General features: G+C 64.9%; 20 protein-coding genes. 5 read left to right on the forward strand and 15 right to left on the reverse strand.

The annotated features are described in order from the left end of the window. Positions 1 to 16: 16 nt before the first annotated feature. The 11 genes from AC5RT4_RS14225 to AC5RT4_RS14275 form a co-directional block, all read right to left on the reverse strand. Positions 17 to 1,252, reverse strand: coding sequence for a 5-methylcytosine restriction system specificity protein McrC (locus AC5RT4_RS14225; RefSeq protein ID WP_494106162.1), 1,236 nt, complete (start codon positions 1,250 to 1,252; stop codon positions 17 to 19). After that, entirely contained in the window at positions 1,239 to 3,470 is a 2,232-nt protein-coding gene (locus tag AC5RT4_RS14230) for an McrB family protein (protein WP_494106163.1), read from the reverse strand. Before AC5RT4_RS14230 ends, AC5RT4_RS14225 begins: the two co-directional genes overlap by 14 nt. A gap of 70 nt (positions 3,471 to 3,540) precedes the next feature. Further along, positions 3,541 to 3,774 (reverse strand): PLDc N-terminal domain-containing protein, encoded by a 234-nt coding sequence (locus tag AC5RT4_RS14235; protein WP_494041271.1) that lies wholly within the window; start codon positions 3,772 to 3,774, stop codon positions 3,541 to 3,543. Positions 3,775 to 3,893: 119 nt separating this feature from the next. Further along, positions 3,894 to 4,310: an acyl-CoA thioesterase gene (locus AC5RT4_RS14240; RefSeq protein WP_494041350.1), complete on the reverse strand. Its 417-nt coding sequence runs from the start codon at positions 4,308 to 4,310 to the stop codon at positions 3,894 to 3,896. 149 nt (positions 4,311 to 4,459) lie between these two features. Beyond that, entirely contained in the window at positions 4,460 to 6,538 is a 2,079-nt protein-coding gene (locus tag AC5RT4_RS14245; protein WP_494106164.1) for an ABC transporter ATP-binding protein, read from the reverse strand. Further along, complete coding sequence (locus tag AC5RT4_RS14250) at positions 6,535 to 8,268, reverse strand: ABC transporter ATP-binding protein (protein ID WP_494106165.1); 1,734 nt, start codon at positions 8,266 to 8,268, stop codon at positions 6,535 to 6,537. The genes AC5RT4_RS14245 and AC5RT4_RS14250 overlap by 4 nt, the downstream gene beginning before the upstream one ends. A 151-nt stretch (positions 8,269 to 8,419) precedes the next feature. Continuing rightward, positions 8,420 to 9,979: an MFS transporter gene (locus AC5RT4_RS14255; RefSeq protein WP_494106208.1), complete on the reverse strand. Its 1,560-nt coding sequence runs from the start codon at positions 9,977 to 9,979 to the stop codon at positions 8,420 to 8,422. 78 nt (positions 9,980 to 10,057) lie between these two features. Next, positions 10,058 to 10,537: a MarR family winged helix-turn-helix transcriptional regulator gene (locus tag AC5RT4_RS14260; protein ID WP_494106166.1), complete on the reverse strand. Its 480-nt coding sequence runs from the start codon at positions 10,535 to 10,537 to the stop codon at positions 10,058 to 10,060. 257 nt (positions 10,538 to 10,794) lie between these two features. Then, positions 10,795 to 12,489 carry a thiamine pyrophosphate-binding protein gene (locus tag AC5RT4_RS14265; RefSeq protein ID WP_494106167.1) on the reverse strand — a complete coding sequence of 565 codons (1,695 nt, stop codon included), beginning with the start codon at positions 12,487 to 12,489 and terminating at the stop codon, positions 10,795 to 10,797. A 5-nt stretch (positions 12,490 to 12,494) separates the two neighbouring features. After that, positions 12,495 to 13,559, reverse strand: a complete 1,065-nt coding sequence (gene speB, locus AC5RT4_RS14270) for an agmatinase (protein WP_494106209.1) — start codon at positions 13,557 to 13,559, stop codon at positions 12,495 to 12,497. 144 nt (positions 13,560 to 13,703) lie between these two features. Beyond that, the gene (locus tag AC5RT4_RS14275) at positions 13,704 to 14,279 is read right to left on the reverse strand and encodes a helix-turn-helix domain-containing protein (protein WP_494041276.1); all 576 of its coding nucleotides are present in this window, start codon (positions 14,277 to 14,279) and stop codon (positions 13,704 to 13,706) included. Positions 14,280 to 14,546: 267 nt separating this feature from the next. Between AC5RT4_RS14275 and AC5RT4_RS14280 the strand changes: the two genes are divergently transcribed. Next, the gene (locus AC5RT4_RS14280; protein ID WP_494106168.1) at positions 14,547 to 16,061 is read left to right on the forward strand and encodes a sodium:solute symporter family protein; all 1,515 of its coding nucleotides are present in this window, start codon (positions 14,547 to 14,549) and stop codon (positions 16,059 to 16,061) included. 97 nt (positions 16,062 to 16,158) lie between these two features. Here AC5RT4_RS14280 and AC5RT4_RS14285 read toward each other — a convergent pair whose 3' ends face one another. Beyond that, positions 16,159 to 16,386 carry a hypothetical protein gene (locus AC5RT4_RS14285; RefSeq protein ID WP_494041278.1) on the reverse strand — a complete coding sequence of 76 codons (228 nt, stop codon included), beginning with the start codon at positions 16,384 to 16,386 and terminating at the stop codon, positions 16,159 to 16,161. 255 nt (positions 16,387 to 16,641) lie between these two features. Here AC5RT4_RS14285 and AC5RT4_RS14290 point away from each other — a divergent pair, with 255 nt between their 5' ends. Both AC5RT4_RS14290 and AC5RT4_RS14295 read left to right on the forward strand, forming a co-directional pair. Further along, the gene (locus AC5RT4_RS14290; protein ID WP_494106169.1) at positions 16,642 to 17,841 is read left to right on the forward strand and encodes a VIT1/CCC1 transporter family protein; all 1,200 of its coding nucleotides are present in this window, start codon (positions 16,642 to 16,644) and stop codon (positions 17,839 to 17,841) included. A 97-nt stretch (positions 17,842 to 17,938) separates the two neighbouring features. Beyond that, positions 17,939 to 18,856 (forward strand): matrixin family metalloprotease, encoded by a 918-nt coding sequence (locus AC5RT4_RS14295; RefSeq protein ID WP_494106170.1) that lies wholly within the window; start codon positions 17,939 to 17,941, stop codon positions 18,854 to 18,856. Positions 18,857 to 18,885: 29 nt separating this feature from the next. Here the strand turns inward: AC5RT4_RS14295 and AC5RT4_RS14300 are convergent, their stop codons facing one another. Continuing rightward, positions 18,886 to 20,019: an LOG family protein gene (locus AC5RT4_RS14300; RefSeq protein WP_494106171.1), complete on the reverse strand. Its 1,134-nt coding sequence runs from the start codon at positions 20,017 to 20,019 to the stop codon at positions 18,886 to 18,888. Positions 20,020 to 20,177: 158 nt separating this feature from the next. Between AC5RT4_RS14300 and AC5RT4_RS14305 the strand changes: the two genes are divergently transcribed. Together AC5RT4_RS14305 and AC5RT4_RS14310 are read left to right on the forward strand one after the other, a co-directional pair. Beyond that, positions 20,178 to 20,537: an ArsR/SmtB family transcription factor gene (locus AC5RT4_RS14305; RefSeq protein WP_494041282.1), complete on the forward strand. Its 360-nt coding sequence runs from the start codon at positions 20,178 to 20,180 to the stop codon at positions 20,535 to 20,537. Continuing rightward, positions 20,534 to 21,016, forward strand: coding sequence for an SRPBCC family protein (locus AC5RT4_RS14310; protein WP_494041283.1), 483 nt, complete (start codon positions 20,534 to 20,536; stop codon positions 21,014 to 21,016). The genes AC5RT4_RS14305 and AC5RT4_RS14310 overlap by 4 nt, the downstream gene beginning before the upstream one ends. Positions 21,017 to 21,167: 151 nt before the next feature. Here AC5RT4_RS14310 and sucD read toward each other — a convergent pair whose 3' ends face one another. Together sucD and sucC are read right to left on the reverse strand one after the other, a co-directional pair. After that, the gene (sucD, locus tag AC5RT4_RS14315) at positions 21,168 to 22,070 is read right to left on the reverse strand and encodes a succinate--CoA ligase subunit alpha (RefSeq protein WP_494106172.1); all 903 of its coding nucleotides are present in this window, start codon (positions 22,068 to 22,070) and stop codon (positions 21,168 to 21,170) included. A gap of 11 nt (positions 22,071 to 22,081) precedes the next feature. Next, positions 22,082 to 23,251: an ADP-forming succinate--CoA ligase subunit beta gene (sucC, locus tag AC5RT4_RS14320; RefSeq protein WP_494106173.1), complete on the reverse strand. Its 1,170-nt coding sequence runs from the start codon at positions 23,249 to 23,251 to the stop codon at positions 22,082 to 22,084. Positions 23,252 to 23,290: the final 39 nt, after the last annotated feature.

A 23,290-nucleotide genomic window follows, 5' to 3' on the forward strand; every position in this document is an offset into this window, starting at 1 on the left:
TCCGGGCGCTGCCCGGCTAGCGCGCGGACGCCTGCCGGACCACCTCGCCCCAGGACTGCCGGGCCAGTTCCGAGATGGAGGCGAGGATTTCCGACGGCGGCCTGGACAGGTCCAGCGGGAACTCCACGATGTCGATGTCGGTGTTGAGGATGCGGCGCAGCTTAACCTCGCCGGCTCCTGCGTACACCAGCCATGCAGTGGGGACCGCCAGAGCGGTGCAGTGGGCCAGCATCTGGTAATGGTCGGCGGTGAGGGAGGCCCCGAGGTCGGAGGCAGCTTTGTACTTCGTGTTGAAGACCACTACGGGACGCCCGCCCAGGAGGTGAACGGCGTCCGGCTGCACGGAAAGCCGGTCGGAGTCCCGGACCGCCTCGCTCAGGAGCGCGTGGTATTTCAGCCGCAGCTCCCCCGGGTAGGGCGACAGGGCCTCGCGCAACGCGGTGCCCACGAAGTCCTCGAACACCTGCGCCATGTCCACTACAAACGACGCCGTCTGCTGTTGGCCCTGGCCGGCTTCGGCCGAGGCGTTGCGAAGGATCAGCTCTGCCAGGCGGAGGACGACGTGGTAGCGCAGGTTTATCCGGGTTGCCGTCCACCTCGGCAGCGGGGCGCCTGCTGGAAGGCGGGTTACGGCGTCGAGCCTTCCCTTGAGCTGGCGCAGCCGGCTCAACACCTCCGGCCGGACCCGCGGCACCTGGCCCATCCGCTCCAATGCGGCGCGGAGGATGCGGTTCTCGGCGATGTCCTCGCTGAACTCGTCATAGGACACCTCCAGCGGCACCAGCATCCCCGGCCGCCGGGAGATCTGGTCAGAGATCCGGATGCGGCCCTTCACCGTGCGGAGGGACTCGTCCACGGTCGGGTAGCCCTGCAGGACGCCGCGGCCCAGTGCCCGTTCGGCGAGCTGGGCCAGCGACTCCGCGAGCGCGCTCCACAGCTCGCTGTCTTCCAGCGCCGCAACGGTATCCGGACGGAAACCCTGTTCGCCGGCGTAGCTGAGCAGGAACAGGAGCCGGCTGAGCCCCAGCCGGTCCTTGGGCCGGACATCGAGTTGCACCGTGGGAGTCCGCACCGAGCCCACCTTGCCCACCGGCTCGATGCGGTACAGTCCGAGGCCCATCGGAGACGCCTTGGCCAGACCGCTGGAGTTCAGGAAAGCGGCGCTGGCCGTGTCCAGCCGTCCCACCATTCCACGGGACAGTTCGTCCAGCACCAGATGCCGGACGGACGAGCCGGGATCAGCGGCCCGCAAGGCGTTCCAGCAACCGGTCCAGTCCGAAGCGTTCCTCCAGCTGCGCCCGGGTCAGCTGGCCGTGATAGTGCTCCTCAAGCAGGGGCATCAGCTCGTACTTCCAGATGCGCCGCAGCCCGGAAGGAGTGTGGGCGGCGGACTTCATGAAGTACGACGGGCCGATCATCAGGTCCCGGTCCCACTCGTCGATGGCGCTGTTCAGGGCATCCAGCAGCAACGCCGGGGTGGTGTCCAACCTGCGCGCCTCGAGGAACCGGAGCAGGGACCCCTTCACCGGTTCCGTCTGCGGGTGCAGCTCGATGAACGCGAAGCGGCGGCGGATGGCGGCATCCATCATGGCGATGGACCGGTCCGCGGTGTTCATGGTGCCGATGATGTAAAGGTTGTCCGGCAGCGTGAACGGCTCGTTAGGGCTGTACTGCAGGTAAATCCGATCATCGCGGTACTCCAGCAGGAAGTACAGTTCGCCGAAAACCTTGGCCAGGTTGGCACGGTTCATCTCGTCGATGATGAGGAAGTACGGTTTCTTTTCGTTGCCCGGCTTGGCTGCTTCTTCAGCCAGCCGGCGGAGCGGGCCGGCCACCAGTTTGAAGGAGACCTGGCCCTCGTCGGTTTTGTCCGGCCGGTAGCCCTCGAAAAAATCCTCGTAGGCGTACGACGGGTGGAACTGCACGAGTTTGACCCGCTCGTCGGTGGTGTCGTCCGCCAGCTCTGCGGCAAGGTGCTTGGCCAGGTAGGTCTTGCCGGTGCCCGGCGGACCATACAGGACCAGCTGGCGGTTCTCCTCCAGCAGCTCGGCAATTTCCTGGAGCGGCTCCAGCTCCATGTGCAGGGCGTCTGCGAACTCGCGGGTCAGCGCACGGAAGCCCTCCTGGACGGGAGGTACGACGGCGGCCGCTTCAGCATCGCCGTCGGGCTCTGTTTCCGCTTCGGCCGGCAACAGGGCCTGCAGGGCCTGCACCACGCGGGTCAGGTCGACGACGATTCCGGGTGTGGCCAGCTGCCGCTGGACGTGGCGGGGAAGGCTCGTAGTGGTGTGGCCTTCATCGAACCAGCGGACCTTCCGGCGCAACCGCCGGTTGTCCGCGTTGTGTTCGGGCTCGCCCAGCACCACGCCGAGCCGTACGGCGCCCGAGTGCTGGTACAGCACCAAGTCCCCGGGCTTCATGACCGTCAGGAACGCAAAGACCACCGTTTTGGTGTCCTCGCGCTCCACGTAGCCGAGGTGCTTGTAGTCCTCGTCCACTGCGTGCTGGACCAGGCCCGCTGTGACGCCGGGATCCAGCAGGCGGAGATGCTCGACGTCGAGCGTCACCTTCTCCTCGCCCTGCCAGGCTGTGAGCAGCTCGGTGTTGTCGCTGTGCGTGCGCAGCAGCCACGCCCGCCGGCCCGGGTCGCCCACTTTGCGCCACTGGCTGACGAGCTGGCGGGCGTGCCAGTCGATGCGCTGGCCGGCCTGCTCATCCAGGTGCAGGCGGATGCGATGGATGTCCGCGGTGACGTCCTCCTCGGCGTCGCCCTTCGCGCCGCCCACCAGCGAGGCGAAGGCGTCGCGGATCTCCTGGCGTTCCACATCCGCGACGACGGGCTCGAAGTAGCTGGGCCAGGTGAGGAACTCGATGCTGCGGCGGATGGCCGGCTGGTCGCCGGGCGTGGCTGCGGCGAGGCGGTGGAACTGCAACGGGTCCTGCAGTGCTGCGGCAATGTCAGCGGTAGGCTGCTGGTCCACCTGCTGCACAAAACGGCACAGCCATTTCAGGTGGTCCCAGATTGTCCAGTTGAACTCAGCCGTCCGGTCACGGATGACACCATGGTCCGTCAGGCCCTCATACAGCTCATCGGGCAGGTCAAGCGGGGGTTCGAGCCAGGAGGCGGCCTCGGCCACGCGGGCGCGCTTGACCTTGAGGGACTTCACCTCATGGGCCAGCGGCAGGGACTGCAGGAACAACAGTTCGACGGCCAGCTGCTTTGCTTGCCGGGACGCGCCGTCGAGGTTCTGCCGGAGGTTCGTCATCATGGGCGCCTTCGGATCCGGCGTGCCCCGTTCCAGCCTTTCCAGGAGTTCCGCCGCGGCCTCGGACGTCCAGGTCATGGTGCGGCCATCAAGTGCTGATGGTTTGCCGAGGAGCCCCGGACCAAGCACGAACCACGCCGCGTCCTCGATCTCCTTGGAGATGCCGAGGGCGCGGGTCATGGCAGCAGTGGAGGCGGGGGTCATGGATTCAAATTTACAGGGTGAAGCTGAACCGGTGCTCGGAGCCGCCCGCGCCTCCGCGGCTTCACCCCCGCTACGACACCGCTCCGGGCTTTTTCCGGCCGAAGGTGAAGTAGCCCACGGGCCCTATGAAGTTGATGAAGGATGCCGCACGCCAGGCAGCCTTCGGACCGTTGATCATCGCGGCCGGACGCTTCGAAATGTCCCGCTGCGCCGCAACCAGGAGGGACACCTGCCCGATGCCTACCAATATGGTGCCAGCCTTAGCTGACGGTGACATTTCTTTCCAGGTCTTTTTCTGGGCCATTGTCTGCTCCTCTGTGCTGTGGGTTTTCAGTTTCCGGTGCCACCTTCTCCAGTGCAATGGCTGCACCCGCCCCAGTGGACATTTCCGGAGCAGCCGGACCACACCTCGGTGATATCGGCTCAGGCCGTGAACGGCGCCATCCGTTCCTTTTGTTCCGGTGTTAGGCGCTGCACCCGCCCTGTGGTTTCGTCAACGAAGGCGAGGTGGCTGCTGGCCTTCACGCACTCCTCCCCCGTGACGGGATCCTGGACCAGGTAATGGATATCGAAGCTTGCTCCCTTGACGGCGCCGATCCACACCTGGACCACAGCCGGAATGTTTCGGTACTCCAAGGTCCTGACGTAACGGATCTTATGGTCCACCACCAGCGCCATGGTGCCGTCGGGGACGTCGTTGAAGAGGGAGACGTGGGGCTCGATACCGGGCAGTCCTGCTCCCCGCGGCGGCCCGAAAGCACCAATCCGCGCTTCCTCGAGCATCCGGACAATCTGGACGTTGTTGATGTGCCCATAAGCGTCCATGTCACCCCAACGCATGGGAACCAGGACCTCGATCCGCCGCCCGCCGTCACTGTCCGGCTTTTGCGGGGCGTCCTGCACCCGTGCATCCTGCTGCATGGAATCCTCCTGTATATGTGCGCCGTGCTGCACCGCCGCGTTCTCCCGCGCAAGTGCCTCCTGAGCGCTCAACTGTGCACCGCCGTCGAATCGTCCACCGGCAGTTCGCCGGCGTTCGCGCCGGCGAACTGGGACATGTACAGCCGGTGGTAGGCGCCCTGGGCGGCAAGGAGGACCTTGTGGTTGCCCTGTTCCACAATCCTGCCGTTCTCCATCACCAAAATGGTGTCGGCGTCGCGGATAGTGGAAAGCCGGTGGGCGATGACAAAGCTGGTGCGGTCCGTGCGCAGCGCCGCCATGGCCTTCTGCACCAGCACTTCGGTGCGGGTGTCAACGGAACTGGTGGCTTCGTCGAGGATCAGCAGCGACGGGTTGGCAACGAAGGCACGGGCGATGGTGATGAGCTGCTTCTCACCGGCGCTGACGTTGTTGCCTTCCTCGTCGATCACCGTGTCATAGCCCTCGGGGAGGGCGCGCACGAAGCGGTCCACGAAGGTGGCCTTGGCCGCGGCCATGACCTGTTCCTCGGTGGCGTCCAGGTTGCCGTAGCGGATGTTCTCGTAGATGGACCCGCCGAACAGCCAGGCATCCTGGAGCACCATGCCCACCTTGGAACGCAGTTCGGACCTGCTGAGCCGGGTGATGTCCACCCCGTCAAGGGTGATGGATCCGGAATTGAGCTCATAGAAGCGCATCACGAGATTGACCAGGGTGGTCTTTCCGGCACCGGTGGGACCAACGATGGCAACGGTGTGGCCCGGCTCAGCGTTGAAGGACAGGTCTTCAATTAGCTGTTTGTCTTCCGTGTAGCTGAAGGTGACGTTCCTGAACTGAACGTGCCCGTTCGTTTTGGCCGGCAGGTGCTCGGTGGCCGTTTCCAAGTCCTGTTCTTCGGCATCCAGGAATTCGAATACACGCTCGGATGACGCCACGCCGGACTGGAGCATGTTGGCCATCCCGGCCATCTGACCCAGCGGCTGGGTGAACTCGCGGGAGTACTGGATGAAGGCGGTGGCGTCACCCAGGGACATGGAGCCCGAGGCCACCCGAAGTCCGCCCACCACGGCAATGCCCACGTAGCTGAGGTAGGAGACGAACTGCATCACGGGGAAAATGATGCCGGACACGAACTGGGCCCCGAAGCTGGCCTTGTACAGGGCCTCGTTGCGTTGCTCGAACCGTTCCAGCATGTCGGCGTCCCGTCCGAAGACCCGTACCAGGTCATGGCCGGAAAACGACTCCTCGATCTGGCCGTTCAAGGAACCGGTGTTTTTCCACTGGGCGGCAAAAAGCTTCTGGCTGCGTGAGCCGATGATCCCGGCGGCGACGCCGGACAGCGGCAGTGCCACGAGGGCAATGAGGGCCAGCTGCCAGGAGACGATGAACATCATGATCACGATGCCGATGACTGTGAGCAGCGAGTTGATCAGCTGGGCGAACGCCTGCTGGAGCGCCTGCTGGATGTTGTCCACGTCGTTTGTTACCCGGGAGAGGACGTCGCCGCGCTGGCGGGTGTCGAAGTAGTTCAAGGGCAGCCGGTTGAGCTTCTGTTCAGTGTCGTCACGGAGCCGGCGGATAACCTTCATGACGATGCGGTTCAGGACGTAACCCTGCAGCCACAGGAAGATGTTGGCTACGAAGTACATCAGCAGCACTGCAGCGATGAGGAAGGAGAGTTTCTGGAAGTCGATGCCGCTGCCCGGTACCAGCTCCATCTTGGAGATCATGTCCGCGAAGTTGTCCTGCCCCTGCCGGCGCAATCCCGCCACGAACTCTTCCTTGCTGGCGCCCGCTGGGAGCTGCTTGCCAACCACACCGCCGAAGATCACGTCCATGGCCTGGCCAAGGATCTTGGGGGCAATAACGTTCAGGACCACCGCGACCACCACCATCGCGACCACGGCGTAGATGCCCGCGGCCTCTGGCTTCAGCAGTCCCATCAGCCGCTTGGCGGACGGCCAGAAGTGTTCGGCTTTCTTGGCAGGCATGCCGCCGAACATGTCGCCGTCAGCTTCGGAAGGCTTGTATTCCTCTTCGAAGAATTCCTCGTCCTCAACCGCGCCGTCCTCAACCAGGCCCGCCCCAGCCTGGTCTGGGGCGTCCGTTGAGCCGTGCACGTCAGCGGAGTTTTTCCTGCGGGGGCTCATGCCATTTCCTCCACGCTTAGCTGGGATTCAACAATTTCCTGGTAGGTGGGTGAGGTTTCCAGGAGTTGCCCATGGGTGCCGCGGTCCACGATGCGGCCGTTGTCCAGCACCAGGATCTGGTCCGCTTCAGTGATGGTGGAGATGCGCTGCGCCACGATGATGACGGTGGCGTCGGCGGTGGTCTGCTTGAGCGCCGCCCGGAGGCGGGCGTCGGTAGCGACGTCAAGGGCGGAGAAGGAGTCATCAAAGAGGTAGACCCGGGGCTTGGTAACCAGCGCGCGGGCGATGCAAAGGCGCTGGCGCTGACCGCCGGAGACGTTGGTTCCGCCCTGGGAAATGCGGGAGTTCAGCCCGTTTTTCTTGTTCCGGACAAAGTCGGCGCCCTGTGCCACTTCGAGCGCGTCCCAGAGTTCCTGGTCCGTGGCTTCGGTCTTGCCAAAGCGGAGGTTGTGTTCGATGCTGCCCGAGAACAGGTAGGGCCGCTGCGGCACCAGTGCCACTCGCCTGGTGATCTCTGCCCGGTCCAGTTTGCTGACCGGAACTCCGTCCAGGAGCACCTCCCCTTCCACGGTGTCGTAGAGGCGCGGCAGCAGGGACACCAGCGAAGTTTTCCCTGCCCCCGTGGCACCGATGATGGCGATGGTCTCCCCCGGTTTTGCGGTGAAGCTGATATTGCTCAGCACCGGCGACTCCGCGCCCGGGTACGCGAAGGTGACGTTCCGGTATTCCACGACCCCGGCCAGTGCGGCTGGTGCCTCGGGCCGCCCGGGATCGTGGATGGAGGGTTCGACGTCGAGCACCTCACCGATGCGGTCCGCGCACACCGAGGCACGGGGGATCATCATGGCCATGAAGGTGCCCATCATGACGGCCACGAGGATCTGCAGCAGGTACTGGAGGAACGCGGTGAGTGCTCCCACCTGCATTTCGCCTGTGTCCACCCGCTGGCCGCCGAACCACAGCACAGCGGCGGTGGACAGGTGCAGGATCATGCCGATGGCGGGGAACATCAGGACAAACAGGGCCCCGATCTTCAGGGAAACGTCCGTCAGGTCCTTGTTCGCTTCGCCAAAGCGCTCGGTTTCGTAGGGTTCGCGGACAAAGGCGCGGACCACCCGGATGCCGATGATTTGTTCACGCAGGACTCCGTTGATGCGGTCAATTTTTTTCTGCATGGCCCGGAAAAGAGGCATGAGGCGTACCACCAGGTAGCCCACCACCACAACCAGCACGGGTACCGAGACCCAGACCAGCCAGGACAGGTTGATGTCCTCACGCAGGGCCATGATGATGCCACCGATGCACATGATGGGAGTGGCCACCATGAAGTTCAGCCCCATAAGCACGAGCATCTGGACCTGCTGGACGTCGTTGGTGCCGCGCGTGATCAAGGTGGGCGCGCCGAAGGTGTTGACGTCCTTGGCGGAGAAGCTGGTGACTTTGCGGAACACACCGCGCCGAAGGTCGCGCCCCACGGCCATGGCCGTTTTGGATCCGTAGTAGACGCCGGCAATGGCCGTGCCCACCTGGAGGAAGGCGACCAAAAGCATAATTCCGCCGGTGCGCCAGATGAAGTCCGTGTCCCCGCGGGATACCCCTTCGTCGATGATCTGGGCGTTCAGGCTGGGAAGGTACAGCGCCGCGATGGTGGACGCCAGCTGGAAAACGATGACGGCCAGTATGTATGGCTTGTACGGCCTGGAGTACCGCCGTATAAGGGTGAGGAGCATGCCCACGGGTCCTTTGGAAGAGTGCGCGAAGTGGTGAGGGCTTAAGTAGTACCAGCTGGGGCTGACACCGTTAGCCCTCCAACTCTACGAAACTCCTTCCGGCGGTGAAACAGCCCAGCACAAGAACATCCCGGAGGAGTAATGCCGGGGTTCACCGGGCAGCGGAGGCTGGGACCGGCGTCGTGCTTTCCTTCTCCGGCGCCGGTTGCAGGGGCTGGATGTCCACCGTGCGCCGCAGCGGCTTTTCTTTGATGAACAGCACGGATACCAGGGCGACAACGGTCACCGCGGCGGAGATCAGGAAGACCTCCGCGGTGGCGTCACCATAGGCGGCGCGCATGATTGCGCGGACGGGTTCGGGCATGTGGGCCAGATCCATGCTGGAGCCGGCGGAGCCTCCCTGCACCGGAATTCCGGCTGCCGTCAGTCCCTGCGTCGCAAGTTCGCTGACCCTGTTGGCCAGGACGGCGCCGAGAACCGATACGCCGATGGCGCCGCCCACGGACCGGAAGAACGCCACCGATGCGCTGGCCGTCCCGATGTCCGCAGCCCGGACCGTGTTCTGGACCGCCAGGACGAGGTTCTGCATCAGCATGCCCAGGCCCAGGCCCAGCACCGCGGTGAATACGCCTGCGTGCCAGAGCTCCGTGGTGTGGTCCATGGTGCCGGCCAGCCCGAGTCCGCCGATCAGCAGGACCGAACCGGCAATCAGGTAGTCCTTCCACTTGCCCGTGCGGCTGATCAGCAGGCCGGTTGCCACCGATCCGGCCAGGTTTCCGGCGATCATGGGCAGGGTGAGGAGCCCGGCCTCGGTGGGGGTCGCGCCGCGGGCCACCTGGAAGTACTGGCCGAGGAACGTGGATGAACCAAACATCGCGACACCCACAGCCACGGACGCGACGATGGCCAGGGCCGTGGTGCGCTCGGAGATGATCTTGAGCGGGATGATGGGCTGCTCAACCTTGGATTCCACCAGGACCAGCAGAGCGAGCAGAATGACGCCGCCGCCCACCATGAGGGCGGACTGCCAGGAGATCCAGTCGTAGTAGGCGGGGTTGCCTGCGAAGGAGACCCAGATCAGCAGCAGGCTCACGCCCGAAGTGAGCAGGATGGACCCGAGCCAATCGATTGTGGCGGGCCGGCGGACGTAGCTGATCTTGAGGGTGACCTGCAGCAGGATCAGTGCCACGACGGCGAGCGGCACGCAGACGAAGAAGGTCCAGCGCCAGCCGAGCGGGCTGTCCACGATAAAGCCGCCCAGCAGCGGCCCGCCGGCGGTGCCGACGGCCATCACCGCGCCCATGTACCCGGAGTACTTGCCACGGTCGCGCGGCGGGATCATGGTGCCGATGATGGCTTGGGCGAGGGCGGTGAGGCCACCCATGGCGACGCCCTGGATGACCCGGGCCACGAGGAGCAGCGGGATGGTCTCGGACAGCCCAGCCATCACGGAACCGGCCACGAAGACCACGATGCTGAGCTGGACCAGGACCTTTTTGTCAAAGAGGTCTGCAAGCTTGCCCCAGATGGGGGTGGTGGCGGCGTTGGCCAGCAGCGCGGCCGTGATGACCCAGGCGAAGTCCGTCTGCGTTCCGTGCAGATCGGACATGATGGTGGGCAGCGCGTTGGCCACGATGGTGCTGCTGAGGATTGCCGTGAAGAAGGCCGCCAGGAGCCCGGTTAGGGCTTCCATGATTTGGCGGTGGGACATCTCCGGAGGTGTTCCTGGGGGTGCGGCGGATAACGCCGGGGCGGCGGTTTGGCTTGTTTCGGTCCGGGTTGCCATGGGTCAGCTCCTAGGGATGGGTTGGAAGGTGCCGGCCGCCTTTGCCCGGGCTGATTGCAGAAGTGATTCGGTGAGTTTGTGCAGGGTTTTCGCGGTGTTGCCCGCGTCTTCCTCGCTCCAGGTGCGCAGGTAGTCCTGCAGGACAGCTGTCCGCTGCTCCTCGATGTGGCGGAGCCTTTCCTCGCCCAGGGGCGTGAGGGCAACCAACTGGGCCCGGCCGTCGTCGGGATCCTGCCTGCGGACCACGAGCCCATGCTCTTCAAGGTCGGCAATATGGCGGCTGAGGACCGGGGCGCTCACCCCCAACCGCTCGGCCAGGCGGGTGGCACGGGATTCCCCTTCGCCGACGAAGCGCAGGACGCCCTGGAGCGCGATCCCGGTGCCCTGCCCACGCACGCTGGCGGTGGCAATGCACCGCACCGCCCGCTGGAGGTCGAATATCTGGTACACGAGATCCGCTGCTGTATCCGGTGCTACTGCCATGGCTTCAGGCGCTCCCTACTTGTTTGCCTGAAGCAACTATATAGGTAAATGGTTGCTTTGGGAAACTAACAGCCCCGGAGTCGGAACCCTGAGGGTCAGAACCGCCCCAGGTTGAAAGTAAGCATGCTTTCCATTAGGTTGGTGTCAGCTTCTCCGCCTGTCCCCCATCAGGCGGAGCGGTTGCCAGGAAGGCCCCGCCACACGGACTCGTGTTGCGGGGCCTTCGACTGTTTGTGCCTGGCTGGGAGCCCGGCGGGTTATTCGGGAAGGTGGGTAGGGGCGAACATCTTCAGGAGGGTTTCGACGACGACGACGTTGGGCCCGTCCGCTGCGAAGCCGGCCTTAAGCGCCTCCCCCACGTCCTCAGGTGCAACTCTTGCGGCCGGCACGCCGAATGCTTCGGCGAGTTTGAAGAAATCCGGACGTGCGAGTTCGGTGGCGGTGGCCTTGCCGAAGGCACCCACCATGTACTCGCGCAGGATTCCGTAGCCGCCATCGTCCACGATCAACCACGTGACCGGAACGTTGTGCTGCTTGGCGGTGGCCAGCTCGGAAATCGAATACATCGACGAGCCATCGCCGGAGACCGCGAGGACCCGGCCCGGCTTGCCCACGGTTTGCAGTCCAACTGCTGCGCCGATGGCTGCGGGGAAGCCGTAGCCCAGCCCACCGGCGCCCTGCGCGGAGTGGAACTGGCCTTCGCGGGCGTCCCAGCAGCTCCAGCCCCAGTAGGCCGAAATGGTCATGTCCCAGAAGGTCTGCATGTCCGCCGGGACTGCTTCGCGGATGTCGGCCATGAACTTCAGTTCCTTGCCGAGGTCCTGGGCCTCGAGGCGTGCGCGGACCTTCGCCAGCGATTCCTTCACCAGGTCCTCGGGCGGGGTGCCGTGCCAGTCGGGGGTGGCTCCGCTTCCAGCTGCAAGCGCCTCGTCGAGGGCGGCGAGGGCCTGCCCGGCGTCAGCACGGATCCCCAGCCCCGGGCGGTTCGACTCCAGAACCCGGGGTTCGGCGTCAATCTGGATGATCCTGCCGCGCGGCTCGAAGGTGAAGTAGTTGGAGGTGACTTCGCCGAGGGACGAACCCACCACCACCAGGACGTCGGCGTCCTCCAGAAGATCGGTCATGTAGCGGTCCTCGATCCAGGACTGCAGCGACAGCTCATGGGTCCAGGGAAAGGCGCCATTGCCGCCAGGAGTACAGATCACCGGGGCGCGAAGTTTCTCCGCGATGGAGAGCAGTGGCTTCTCGGCCCGGCCCCGCCGTGTGCCGCCGCCGGCAATAATGGCCGGACGCTTCGCGGCCTGCAGCCATTTCACGGCTTCGCGGACCAGTTCCACCCGGGGCGGGTTGTCCGCAGCTTCAGCGAGGGCATCCTCCACAGGCGGCACCATGATCGGATCGAGCAGGACGTTCTGCGGGATCTCGAGCCATACCGGTCCCTGCGGCGAGGATATCGCCTCGGTCCATGCGTCCTGGATCGCGGACGGAATGCCCGATGCGTGCTGGATCAGCCGCTGGCTCTTGGTGACGTTGGCCGCCGAAGCCTTCTGGTCATCGAGCTGGTGCAGCATGCCCTTGCGCCGGGCGCCGAGGCCCTCGAGCGGGATTTGGCTGGCCACCACCACCATGGGAACCCCCGTCGCGTAGGCTTCCTGCAGCCCGGCCAGCGATGTCAGGGCTCCGGGCCCGGTGGAAAGGAAGAGGACGCCCACTTCACCGGTGGCGCGGGAGTACCCGTCGGCGGCAAACGCCGAGTTGTTCTCCACCCGGGATGACACAAACTGCAGGTTGCCCCTGCCCATCGCGTCGAAGAGTCCCAGTGCATGCTGGCCGGGGATGCCAAAGACAGTTTTCGCGCCCAGCGCCTCAAGGGTTTCGACGACGAGGTCCCCGCCGTTGCGGGCATCCGTGCCTTTCCTCGGAGCTGCCATCCCCGGATCGGAACCAATCATCCTGGCTACTCCGTGCCGGCTGCGGCGAAGCCTGCGGGGCGGCGGGCTTCCTGGCCAAGGGCTTGCGCTGCATAGCCTGTTTCGGCTCCGAACCGGTCCCCGGCGACGGCGTTGTCCGCCAGAAGGGTCACCAGTTCGTAGGCGACATGGCTTGCTGCCACACCGGTGATCTCGGCGTGGTCGTAGGCGGGGGCCACTTCCACGACGTCGGCGCCCACCAGGTTCATGCCGCGGAAGCCGCGGATGATTTCCAGCAGTTCGCGGCTGGTGATGCCGCCCGCTTCCGGGGTGCCGGTTCCGGGTGCGTGTGCCGGATCAAGGACGTCAATGTCCACAGAGATGTAGAGGGGGCGGTTGCCGATCCGGTCGCGGACCCTGGCCACCGTTTCGAGGACGCCCTGGTAGTAGACGTCTGCGGAGGTGACGATACCGAACCCAAAGCGGTGGTCGTCGTCGAGATCCTTTTTGCCGTAGAGCGGCCCGCGGGTTCCGATGTGGCTGATGGCCTCGGTGTCCAGGATGCCCTCCTCGACGGCGCGGCGGAACGGGGTGCCGTGGGTGTATTCGGCACCGAAGTAGGTGTCCCAGGTATCAAGGTGGGCGTCGAAGTGCAGCATGGCGATAGGTTCGCCGGCGCGCTCGGCGGCTGCACGGAGCAAGGGCAGGGCGATGGTGTGGTCGCCGCCAAGGGTCACCAGCTTGCTACCGCCGGCGGTGAGGTCCAGAGCATTCTGCTGGACAGTCTCGATGGCTTCGTTGATGTTGAACGGGTTGACCGCCATGTCCCCGGCGTCGGCCACCTGGACATTCTCGAAGGGGCTGACGTCCCAGGCCGGGTTGTAGGGGCGCAGCAGCCGGCTTGCCTCGCGAACGTGGTTCGCACCGAAGCGGGCTCCCGGACGGTAGGAGACGCCGGAGTCGAAAGGAACGCCCACCACCGTGATGTCCGCCTTTTGCACCTGGTCCAGGCGGGGAAGCCGGGCATAAGTGGCTGCCCCTGCGTACCGGGGAATACGGGATGAATCGATGGGGCCAAGGTTGCCGTTGGCTTCTATGCGCAGCTCTTCCAATGGAGGCCTCTCCTTCGAGGAGTTGAGAATGGATGTGACTGCCATCATACAGCTTGTTTTCATATGTGCACCAGTTGTTTACCGGCCAAGCCTGGCTTGAGGCACGACCAGCCCAGGGCATCAACAAAAGAAGACAAGGGGCTGTCAGCGGCTGGCGGCGGGAACCAGAACCCAGAGAACCTCGACCGGCTTATCCGTCGGGTTGACCCAGGTGTGTGGTTCCCGGCCGGGGAAGGTCACGGTATCCCCTGTGGTGAGGTCATATTCCTCGTTGGTGAGAATCAGCCGGATGCTGCCTTTGATGACGTGAAGGACGTCGACGTCGCAGTCGACGGCGTAGAGCTCCGTCTCGCCGCGGCCGTGCGGTTCGATGCAGGCCTGGATGATCTGGATGCGCCGCTCCGAACGAGCCGTGAGCAGGCGCTCCACGATCCCCTGGCCGCCAAGGGAGATCCGGGGGCCGTCGTTGCGTTTGGTGAGGTGCGTTTCCGGGGCGGCAAACAATTCACCAATGGAGATGGAGAGGACCTGGCAAAGCGTTACCAGCGAGGCTACGGAAGGGGATGTCAGGTCACGCTCAACCCGGCTGAGAAACCCCTTGGTGAGTCCCGTGGCGTCAGCGACCTGCTCAATGGTGAGCCGCTGGGACTGCCTCGCGGCGCGGATCCGGGAGCCAATGGCAACAGGTACGTTGCTGGGCTCAACTGGCAGTGCCTTCATCTGCGTACCTTTCACGGCCGGCCGCCCGGCCCCACTCTGGAGCAATACTAATAGCCAGCGGCTTCTGTGACGCGTGCATGGCGCTCGTGGCCGGGCAAGCGTGCATTCTCTTGACTGTTACCACGGTCACAGCCTACTCTTTGGAAAACATCTGTTGCCTATAGGGCAATATCCGAGATTCGACTCTCAGCCTCATCCCCCTCGTGCAGCGGCTCCCGGCTCCCTTTCCCGGAACCACCCGGCTGCCAACAGCTCCAAGGAGTCCTCGTGGACGCAAATGTCATCAACATCGCCATCGTGGTGGTGTACCTTCTCGCAATGCTGGCATTCGGCTGGTGGGGGAAGTCCCGCACCAAGAACAACAGCGACTTCCTCGTGGCCGGCCGCCGCCTTGGCCCGTTCCTTTACACCGGGACCATGGCGGCCGTCGTCCTGGGCGGCGCCTCGACAGTGGGCGGGGTAGGCCTCGGCTACAAATTCGGCATCTCCGGCATGTGGCTGGTCGTCGCCATTGGCGCCGGTGTCCTGCTCCTTAGCCTGCTGTTTGCCGGGACCATCCAGAAGCTGAAGATCTACACCGTGTCGCAGATGCTCACGCTGAGGTACGGCAGCAGGGCCACCGAGGCTTCGGGCATCGTGATGCTCGCGTACACACTGATGCTTTGCGCCACCTCCACCGGCGCCTACGCCACCATCTTCGTGGTGCTCTTCGACTGGGACCGCGCAATGGCCATCGCCGTCGGCGGCGCCATCGTGTTGATCTACTCCACGGTGGGCGGCATGTGGTCCATCACCCTCGCTGACCAGGTGCAGTTCATCATCAAGACGGTCGGGATCTTCTTCCTGATGCTCCCGTTCACCCTCAACGCCGCCGGCGGCATGGACGGCATCCGCAGCCGGGTGGACGAGAGCTTTTTCCAGATCGACGGCATCGGCCTGCAGACCATCATCACCTACTTCGTGGTGTACACCCTCGGCCTGCTGATCGGCCAGGACATCTGGCAGCGCGTCTTTACTGCCAAGACAGCCAAGGTGGCCAGGTGGGGCGGCGCCACCGCCGGCATCTATTGCATCCTCTACGGTGTTGCCGGCGCACTGATCGGCATGGCCGCCAGCGTGGCACTGGCCGACATCGAAATTGCCGCGAAGGACGACGTCTACGCTGAAGTGGCCCAGAGCCTGCTGCCCATCGGAATCGGCGGGCTGGTCCTGGCCGCCGCTGTGGCAGCAATGATGTCCACGGCATCAGGGGCACTCATCGCGGCCGCAACAGTTGCCCGCGCGGACGTCCTGCCGTTTGTGGCCAGCTGGTTCGGCAAGACGGTCAACACCGAGGACACGGACAACCCGGAACACGACGTCAAGGCCAACCGCATCTGGGTCCTCACCCTGGGCATCGTTGCCATCGTCATCGCCATCATCACCAAGGACGTGGTGGCGGCCCTGACCATCGCGTACGACATCCTGGTGGGGGGCCTCCTGGTCGCCATCCTCGGTGGCCTGGTCTGGAAGCGCGGCACCGGCGTGGCCGCGGCCGCTTCCATGGCCGTGGGCTCGGTCGTCACGCTTGGCACCATGATCATCCTGGAAATCAACGCAAAGGCGCCGCTGGACGGCATCTACGCCAACGAACCCATCTACTACGGCCTGCTCGCATCCGCCGTGGTGTACGTCACGGTCTCCCTGCTGACAAAGCCCACCGACCCCCAGGTGATGCGCAACTGGCAGCGCCGCGTTTCCGGGCAGGACACCGAGGCGCCGGAAGCAGTTACGGCCTCCTGACGGCAGCTTAACGGTCACCCGGACGACGGCGGCACCTCACCCTCGCTACCAAGCGAAGGTGAGGTGCCGCCGTCGTCAGTTCTCTTCCGGTTTCGCGCTATTCAGTCGTCTCGCGGAACTCGTCGTCATCCAGGGGAACCACGCGTTCCTCCGCGTCGATGACTACGGGCGGCGTCTGGACTACGGGCTCCTCCGCATCCAGGAATTCATCCTCGGCGTCCCAGTCTTCCTTCATGACGGGCACATCCTCGGCATAGTCATAAGCGGGATCGGCTTCCACCGAATCCAGGTGGGGCATGTCCGGGTGCTGTCCGGTGGTGTTCATTGTGCTACCTCCGTTTGTTCGCCTCTGACGTGCTCTTTTGGTGGGCGTCGGCGAGCGCCACAGTTTCATCACAGCACCGCGGGTTGCCGTGGTCAAGGGCCAGCGAACGGCGGCCGGAAGGCCCTAAACCCCTGCATTTTTGAGGGGAACCGAAACTTTCCAGGTAGGGAGGCCGGCCGAAAAACCGCGAATTTCCGCGGTAAGCTGGCGGGGCAATGGGGCCGCACCACGCCCCATCCAGCCCAGGAGTTTTACGTGTCTCAGCACGCCGATCCATACCGCCACCGTGACACCCCGTCAGAGCCGTTTTCCGCGGATTCCGGCCCTGCCGCCACCGGCCCCTCAGCGCCTTCACCGGCAGCCCCGCCGGTGCCCCCGCCCTCCACCGCGGATATCCGGCGCTGGCGCCAGTACCTGGCAGATGAACGGGCCGAGGCCGCTGTCTACCGCGACCTGGCGCAAAACCGGCAGGGTGAGGAACGCGACATCCTCCTGGCCCTTGCGGAAGCGGAAGGACGGCACGAAGCCCACTGGCTGGGTCTCCTCGGCCAACACGCCGGCAAGCCCCGCCCGGCCTCCATCCGCAGCCAGGTGCTCGGTTTCCTGGCCCGACACTTCGGTTCGGTGTTCGTGCTGGCCCTGGCCCAGCGTGCGGAGGGCCGCTCCCCCTACGCCAAGGACCCCAACGCAACGGATGCGATGGCCGCAGACGAGCAGATCCACGAGGAAGTGGTCCGTGGACTGGCCACGCGCGGCCGCAATCGGCTTGCCGGAACCTTCCGCGCCGCCGTCTTCGGCGCCAACGACGGCCTGGTCAGCAACCTTTCCCTGGTGATGGGCATGGCTGCATCCGGTGTGGCCAGCAGCGTAGTGCTGCTCAGCGGGATTGCGGGTTTGCTGGCAGGTGCCATGTCCATGGCAGCCGGCGAGTTCATCTCGGTCCGCTCGCAGCGGGAACTCCTGGCAGCCACCCGGCCCACCCAGGTCACCCTGGCCGCGGCACCCAAACTGGACCTTGAGCACAACGAATTGCTGCTCGTTTACCTGGCCAGGGGTATGTCACAGGAAGCAGCGCAGCACCGCGTTGCCGAACGCATGGGCCTCCTGTCCTGCGACTGTGACCCCAGCCTGTCCCTGCAGCCGGAACTTCCCGAGGCCGGGGACCAGCACGAAGCCGTGGGCACAGCCTGGGGTGCGGCGCTCTCCAGCTTCTGCTTCTTTGCCTCGGGCGCCATCGTCCCGATTATGTCGTTCCTGTTCGGCATGACCGGCGCAGCCGCCCTGATGGTGGCAGGCGTGCTTGTAGGCGTTGCCCTGCTGGTTACCGGCGGCATCGTCGGCCTGCTCTCCGGCACGTCCCCGCTGACCCGCGGGCTGCGCCAGCTCGCCATCGGGCTGGGCGCCGCTGCGGTTACCTACCTGCTGGGGCTGGTCTTCGGCACGGTTGTCCAGTAGCAGTTGCCTGCTGTCGATTGACCACGGGCTGTAAAGTGCACTGGCAACAGGTCCGCTGGCGGCAGCGGATGAGCTGGCGACATGTGGGGGTGCTGTAGTGGACGGACAACCACCACGCCGTGCCGGAAGGCGGGCACGCCCTGGAAGCAGCGCAAGGGCCCTTCGGTTCGTGCTTACGGGTGCCCTGTTCTCCGCGGCGTTGTTGGTGGCAGCGCTGGTGCTTGATGATCCGCGGTTCAAGGACCTCCTCGACGTTCGCCTTGGGCCGGGTGCCGGCGGACAGGAAGGCGGCCCTCAAGGCGGTGCCGCATCGGAATCCGTCGGACAGCCTGCGGGGGCACGGACGGGAGCGCCGCCGGCGGGAGTCGGGGAAGGAGCCGCCCCCTTGGGCGCGCCTGTACCGCCAGCCGTGGCCAGTGATTCCTATCAGTTTCTTGCGGTTAACGGCGACGGCAGCCCGGTAGGGTACTCTCCGTGCCGGCCGCTGCACTACGTCATCAATGACGAGCTGGCGCCCGCGGGCGCGCAGCACTTGGTCCCGGAAGCCATTGCTGTTGTTTCCGCTGCCACCGGAATAACGTTCATTTACGATGGCACCACCCGCGAACTGCCATCGCCGCAGCGGCCGCCCTACCAGCCGGACGCCTACGGCGATCGCTGGGCCCCGCTGCTCATCGCGTGGACTACCCCGGAGGTGGCCCCGCAGCTCAAGGGCAAGGTGATTGGCACCGGAGGCAGCACCCACTACGGCTACGACGACGGCCCGAAGACCTTTGTAACCGGCGGCCTCGACCTGGACGCACCGCAGATAGCCGATGAGCTGTTGAATCCCAACGGCCACCTGTATGCCACTGCTGTGATCCTGCACGAGCTCAGCCATGTGATGGGGCTGGACCATGTGGAGGATCCCACCCAGCTGATGTACCCGGAAATCGGCACTCCCGAGGGGCTGTCCGAAGGGGACCTCAACGGCTTGTACGCGTTGAGCAAAGCCCAGTGCCGCAAGGACCTCTGAGCAGCCGGATAACAACGGCCAGGCCGCGGTCAGGTCCCCAAAACCTTCACTGCCTCATCCACGGTGTCCACCAGGAAAATCCGGTCCGCCATTGGCCTGCCCGCGGCCAGGCTGCGCAGCATCTGCCAGGCCGGATACTGGTGCTCCCAGTGGTGCCTGCCCACCAGCACCATTGGTGTAATTTTCTCGCGGGCGCCGTAGTAGTTTTCACAAGCGTCCTGGAAAATCTCCTGCACGGTTCCGGCGGCTCCGGGCAGGAAAATGATGCCGCCTTGGCAAAGCTCCAGCAGGATGGCCTCGCGGATGGCATTGGCGAAGTACTTGGCGGTGTGGGTGGCGAAGTAGTTGGGCGGCTCATGGCCGTAGAACCAGGTGGGGATGCCCAGCGACGGCGTTCCGTCCGGATAGCGGTCGACGACGGCTGCCGCCGCCCGCGCCCATGCGGACACCGAGGGACGGAACCCCGGGACGGAGGCGAGCCCTGCCAGCGCAGCCTCCAGCCCGGCGTCGTCCGCCTGGCTGAGATAGGCGCCCAGGTTGGCGGCCTCCATGGCTCCCGGTCCCCCGCCGGTCGCCACCACATGCCCCTCCCGGGCAAGCAGCCTGCCGAGCCGGGCTGCCTGGGTATAGTCGGCACTTCCCCGCTGGGCTGCGTGCCCGCCCATGACGCCCACCACGGACCGGGCTGTGAAGGGGCCGGAACGGATGGCTTCCTCCAGCGCATCGCCGATGGCGTGGTCGTGCAGCGCTGAGGCGAGGGTGGCGTCCAGCCGGTGCCGCTGCCCTGGCTGAATGCTCCACTGGTAGATGCGGGCGTCCGGCAGTTCTTCATACGGGGCCTCGTTTAAGCCGGCGTAAAGCTCGGCGGGAGAGTACAGCTCTGCCCGGTAGGGGTTGAAGGGTACTGACTCGAGGCGAGGGAAAATCAGGGCTCCCCGGCGTCGCAGGGTGTCCTCCATCCCGTCGTCAAAGGTGCAGCCAAGGAAGATGGCCCCCTCAACCTTCACCTGTTCCAGGGCCGGGGCCCGGCCGCGCAGGTCGAGCGACTGGGCGTGCCAGCCGTCCAGCTCCGTTCCGCGCGCGGCGACCAGTTGGTCGAAGACGGCGAGGTCGTTCACTTCGAGGCTGCGGGGGCTTGGGCCCAAATTCCCGGAGAGGTTCACGGTGTCCTGCCCTGACGGACCAGGGGGACGGGGAGTTGCGAGGGGTCGTTCATCCTTTCAGCCTATTTCAGGACTGGGGCTTGCGTTGGAGCGTGCCCAGCCCTACCCTTAAACAACCAAGCAGTTGATAAAGCTGTTGGTTGACTAAAGAGGTGGGAATGATTCCCGAAAGCGCGGCCCTTGACTCCGCATTCATGGCGCTGGCTGATCCCGTGCGGAGAAGCATCATCGCAAGGCTCAGCCGGGGACCGGCCACCGTAAACGAACTGGCGGAACCCTTTGAGATGTCCAAGCAGGGAATCTCGAAGCACATACAGGTACTCGAGCAGGCGCAGCTGGTCACCCGCAGCAGGGATGCCCAGCGCCGGCCCGTCCACCTGAACCCCGCACGGCTGGAGGCACTCACCGCCTGGATTGACCAGTACAGGTTGGTCCGCGAGGAGCAGTTCCGCAGCCTGGATGCCGTGCTTGAATCCAGCGCCGGGCATGGCGGCGCCAAGGCAAAGGAACAGTCATGACCAATTCCCTGAAACTCACCGTCCCCGAAGGCCTTCCCTTCATCGACTACGAGCGCGAGTTCGACTTCCCGGTGGCGGAGGTGTTCCGCGCCCACAAGGAACCGGACCTGCTCGTCCAGTGGCTTGGGCCGCGGGGCTACAAAATGGACATCGACCACTACGACTTCCGCACCGGTGGCAGCTACAGCTACCTGCACACGGGCCCGGAAGGGGTGCCCTACGAGTTCAAGGGCATCTTCCATACGGTCCGCGAGAACGAGTTCGCCATCCAGACCTTTGAGTTCGGCGGCTACCCGGACGTGGTCAGCCTGGAGTTCATGACGTTTGAGGATCTGGGCAACGGCCGGTGCCGGCTGCGGGGCCATTCGGTCTACCCCACCCAGGAGGCGCGGGACGGGATGGCGCAGTCCGGCATGGAAGGCGGCATGACCGAAGGCTACGAACGGCTCGATGAGCTGCTCAGCAGCGCGAAGGTCTAGGACAGCGCGCGACGACGGACTGCAGCTTCGGCTGGAAGGACCCCTTCGTCGTCGTACTTGAGGGCAGGAAAGCAAAAAGCAAAGAGCGGGGCCACCTGCCGTCCGGAAAGACGGCAGGTGGCCCCGCTTCTTTTGCTGGTGGTGCTGCCGCCTAGAGGGCTGCGTAGACTTCGCGGAGCAGCTTGGCGGTTTCGGACGGCGTCTTGCCGACCTTCACGCCTGCAGCCTCGAGGGCTTCCTTCTTGGCCTGGGCGGTTCCGGCGGAACCGGAGACGATGGCGCCGGCGTGGCCCATGGTCTTGCCTTCGGGAGCCGTGAAGCCTGCAACGTAGCCAACAACCGGCTTGGTGACGTTGGCCTTGATGAAGTCGGCGGCACGCTCTTCTGCGTCGCCACCGATTTCGCCGATCATCACGATCGCCTTGGTCTCGGGGTCAGCTTCGAACGCGGCCAGGGCGTCGATGTGCGTGGTGCCGATAATGGGGTCGCCGCCGATGCCGATGGCCGTGGAGAAGCCGAGGTCACGCAGTTCATACATCATCTGGTAGGTCAGGGTTCCGGACTTGGAAACCAGGCCGATAGGGCCCTTGCCCGTGATGTTGTTCGGGGTGATGCCGACGAGTGCCTCGCCGGGGGTGATGATTCCGGGGCAGTTGGGTCCGATGATGCGGGTGACCTGGTTGCCGTCAGCGTCCACCGTGGCCTGGGCAAGTGCCCAGAACTCGGCGGAGTCCTGGACCGGAACACCTTCGGTGATGACAACGACGAGGCCGATGCCGGCTTCGATGGCTTCGACAACGGCGGTCTTGGTGAATGCCGGGGGCACGAAGACGATAGAGACGTCGGCGCCGGTCTCGGCCATGGCTTCCTTGACGGTGCCGAAGACGGTGATCTCGTTGTCGCCGTGCAGGACGGTGGTGCCGGCCTTGCGGGCGTTAACGCCGCCGACGATGTTGGTGCCGGCCTTCAGCATCAGTGCGGTGTGCTTGGTGCCTTCGCCGCCGGTGATGCCCTGGACGATGACCTTGGAGTCCTTGTTCAGATAGATAGACATGGTGCGTCCCTTTACTTAGCTGCGTTGGCGAGCTCGGCGGCCTTGTCGGCGCCCTCGTCCATGGTTGCGGCCAGGGTAACCAGCGGGTGGTTTGCCTCGGCCAGGATGCGGCGGCCTTCCTCAACGTTGTTGCCGTCGAGGCGGACTACCAGCGGCTTGTTCGCGGAGTGGCCCAGCTCGGCCAGTGCACCAACGATGCCCTTGGCAACAGCGTCACAGGCGGTGATGCCGCCGAAGACGTTGACGAAGACGGACTTGACCTGCTCATCGCCGAGGATGACGTCCAGGCCTGCGGCCATGACCTCAGCGGAGGCTCCGCCGCCGATATCCAGGAAGTTGGCGGGCTTGACGTTGCCGTGGTTCTCGCCGGCGTAGGCAACAACGTCAAGGGTGGACATGACCAGGCCTGCACCGTTGCCGATGATGCCCACTTCGCCGTCCAGCTTGACGTAGTTGAGGTCCTGCGCCTTTGCCTTGGCCTCGAGGGGATCAGCGGCGTCCTTGTCCTCAAGGAGGGCGTGCTTGGCGTGGCGGAACTCTGCGTTCTCGTCCAGCGTGACCTTGCCGTCCAGTGCAATGATGTCACCTGCGCCGGTCTTGACAAGCGGGTTGACCTCTACGAGGGTGGCGTCTTCCTTCTTGAAGACGTCCCAGAGCTTGAGGATCACTGCGGCCACCTTGCCGCGGAGTTCCTCAGCGAAGCCTGCGGCGGCGACGATTTCGTCGGCCTTGGCCTGGTCGATACCCACGGCGGGGTCGATGGCGATCTTGGCGAGCGCCTCGGGGCGTTCGACGGCGAGCTGTTCGATTTCCATGCCGCCTTCAACCGAGCACATGGCCAGGTAGTTGCGGTTGGCCCGGTCCAGGAGGACGGAGAAGTAGTATTCCTCGGCGATATCGGCACCCTGGGCGATCATCACCTTGTTGACGGTGTGGCCCTTGATGTCCATGCCCAGGATGTTGGTGGAATGCTCAAGAGCCTCGTCAGCGGACTTTGCGACCTTGACGCCGCCGGCCTTGCCACGGCCGCCAACCTTGACCTGTGCTTTAACAACAGTCACGCCGCCGATTTTCTCGGCAGCTGCCTTAGCTTCTTCTGGGGTGTGCGCCACGATGCCGGCAAGCACGGGTACACCGTGCGCCTCGAACATATCGCGCGCCTGGTATTCAAACAGGTCCACGGTTTAGTGTCCTTCTACGTCGAAGTAGTTTCTGTACAG

Source organism: Arthrobacter sp. sptzw42, from assembly GCF_059089685.1.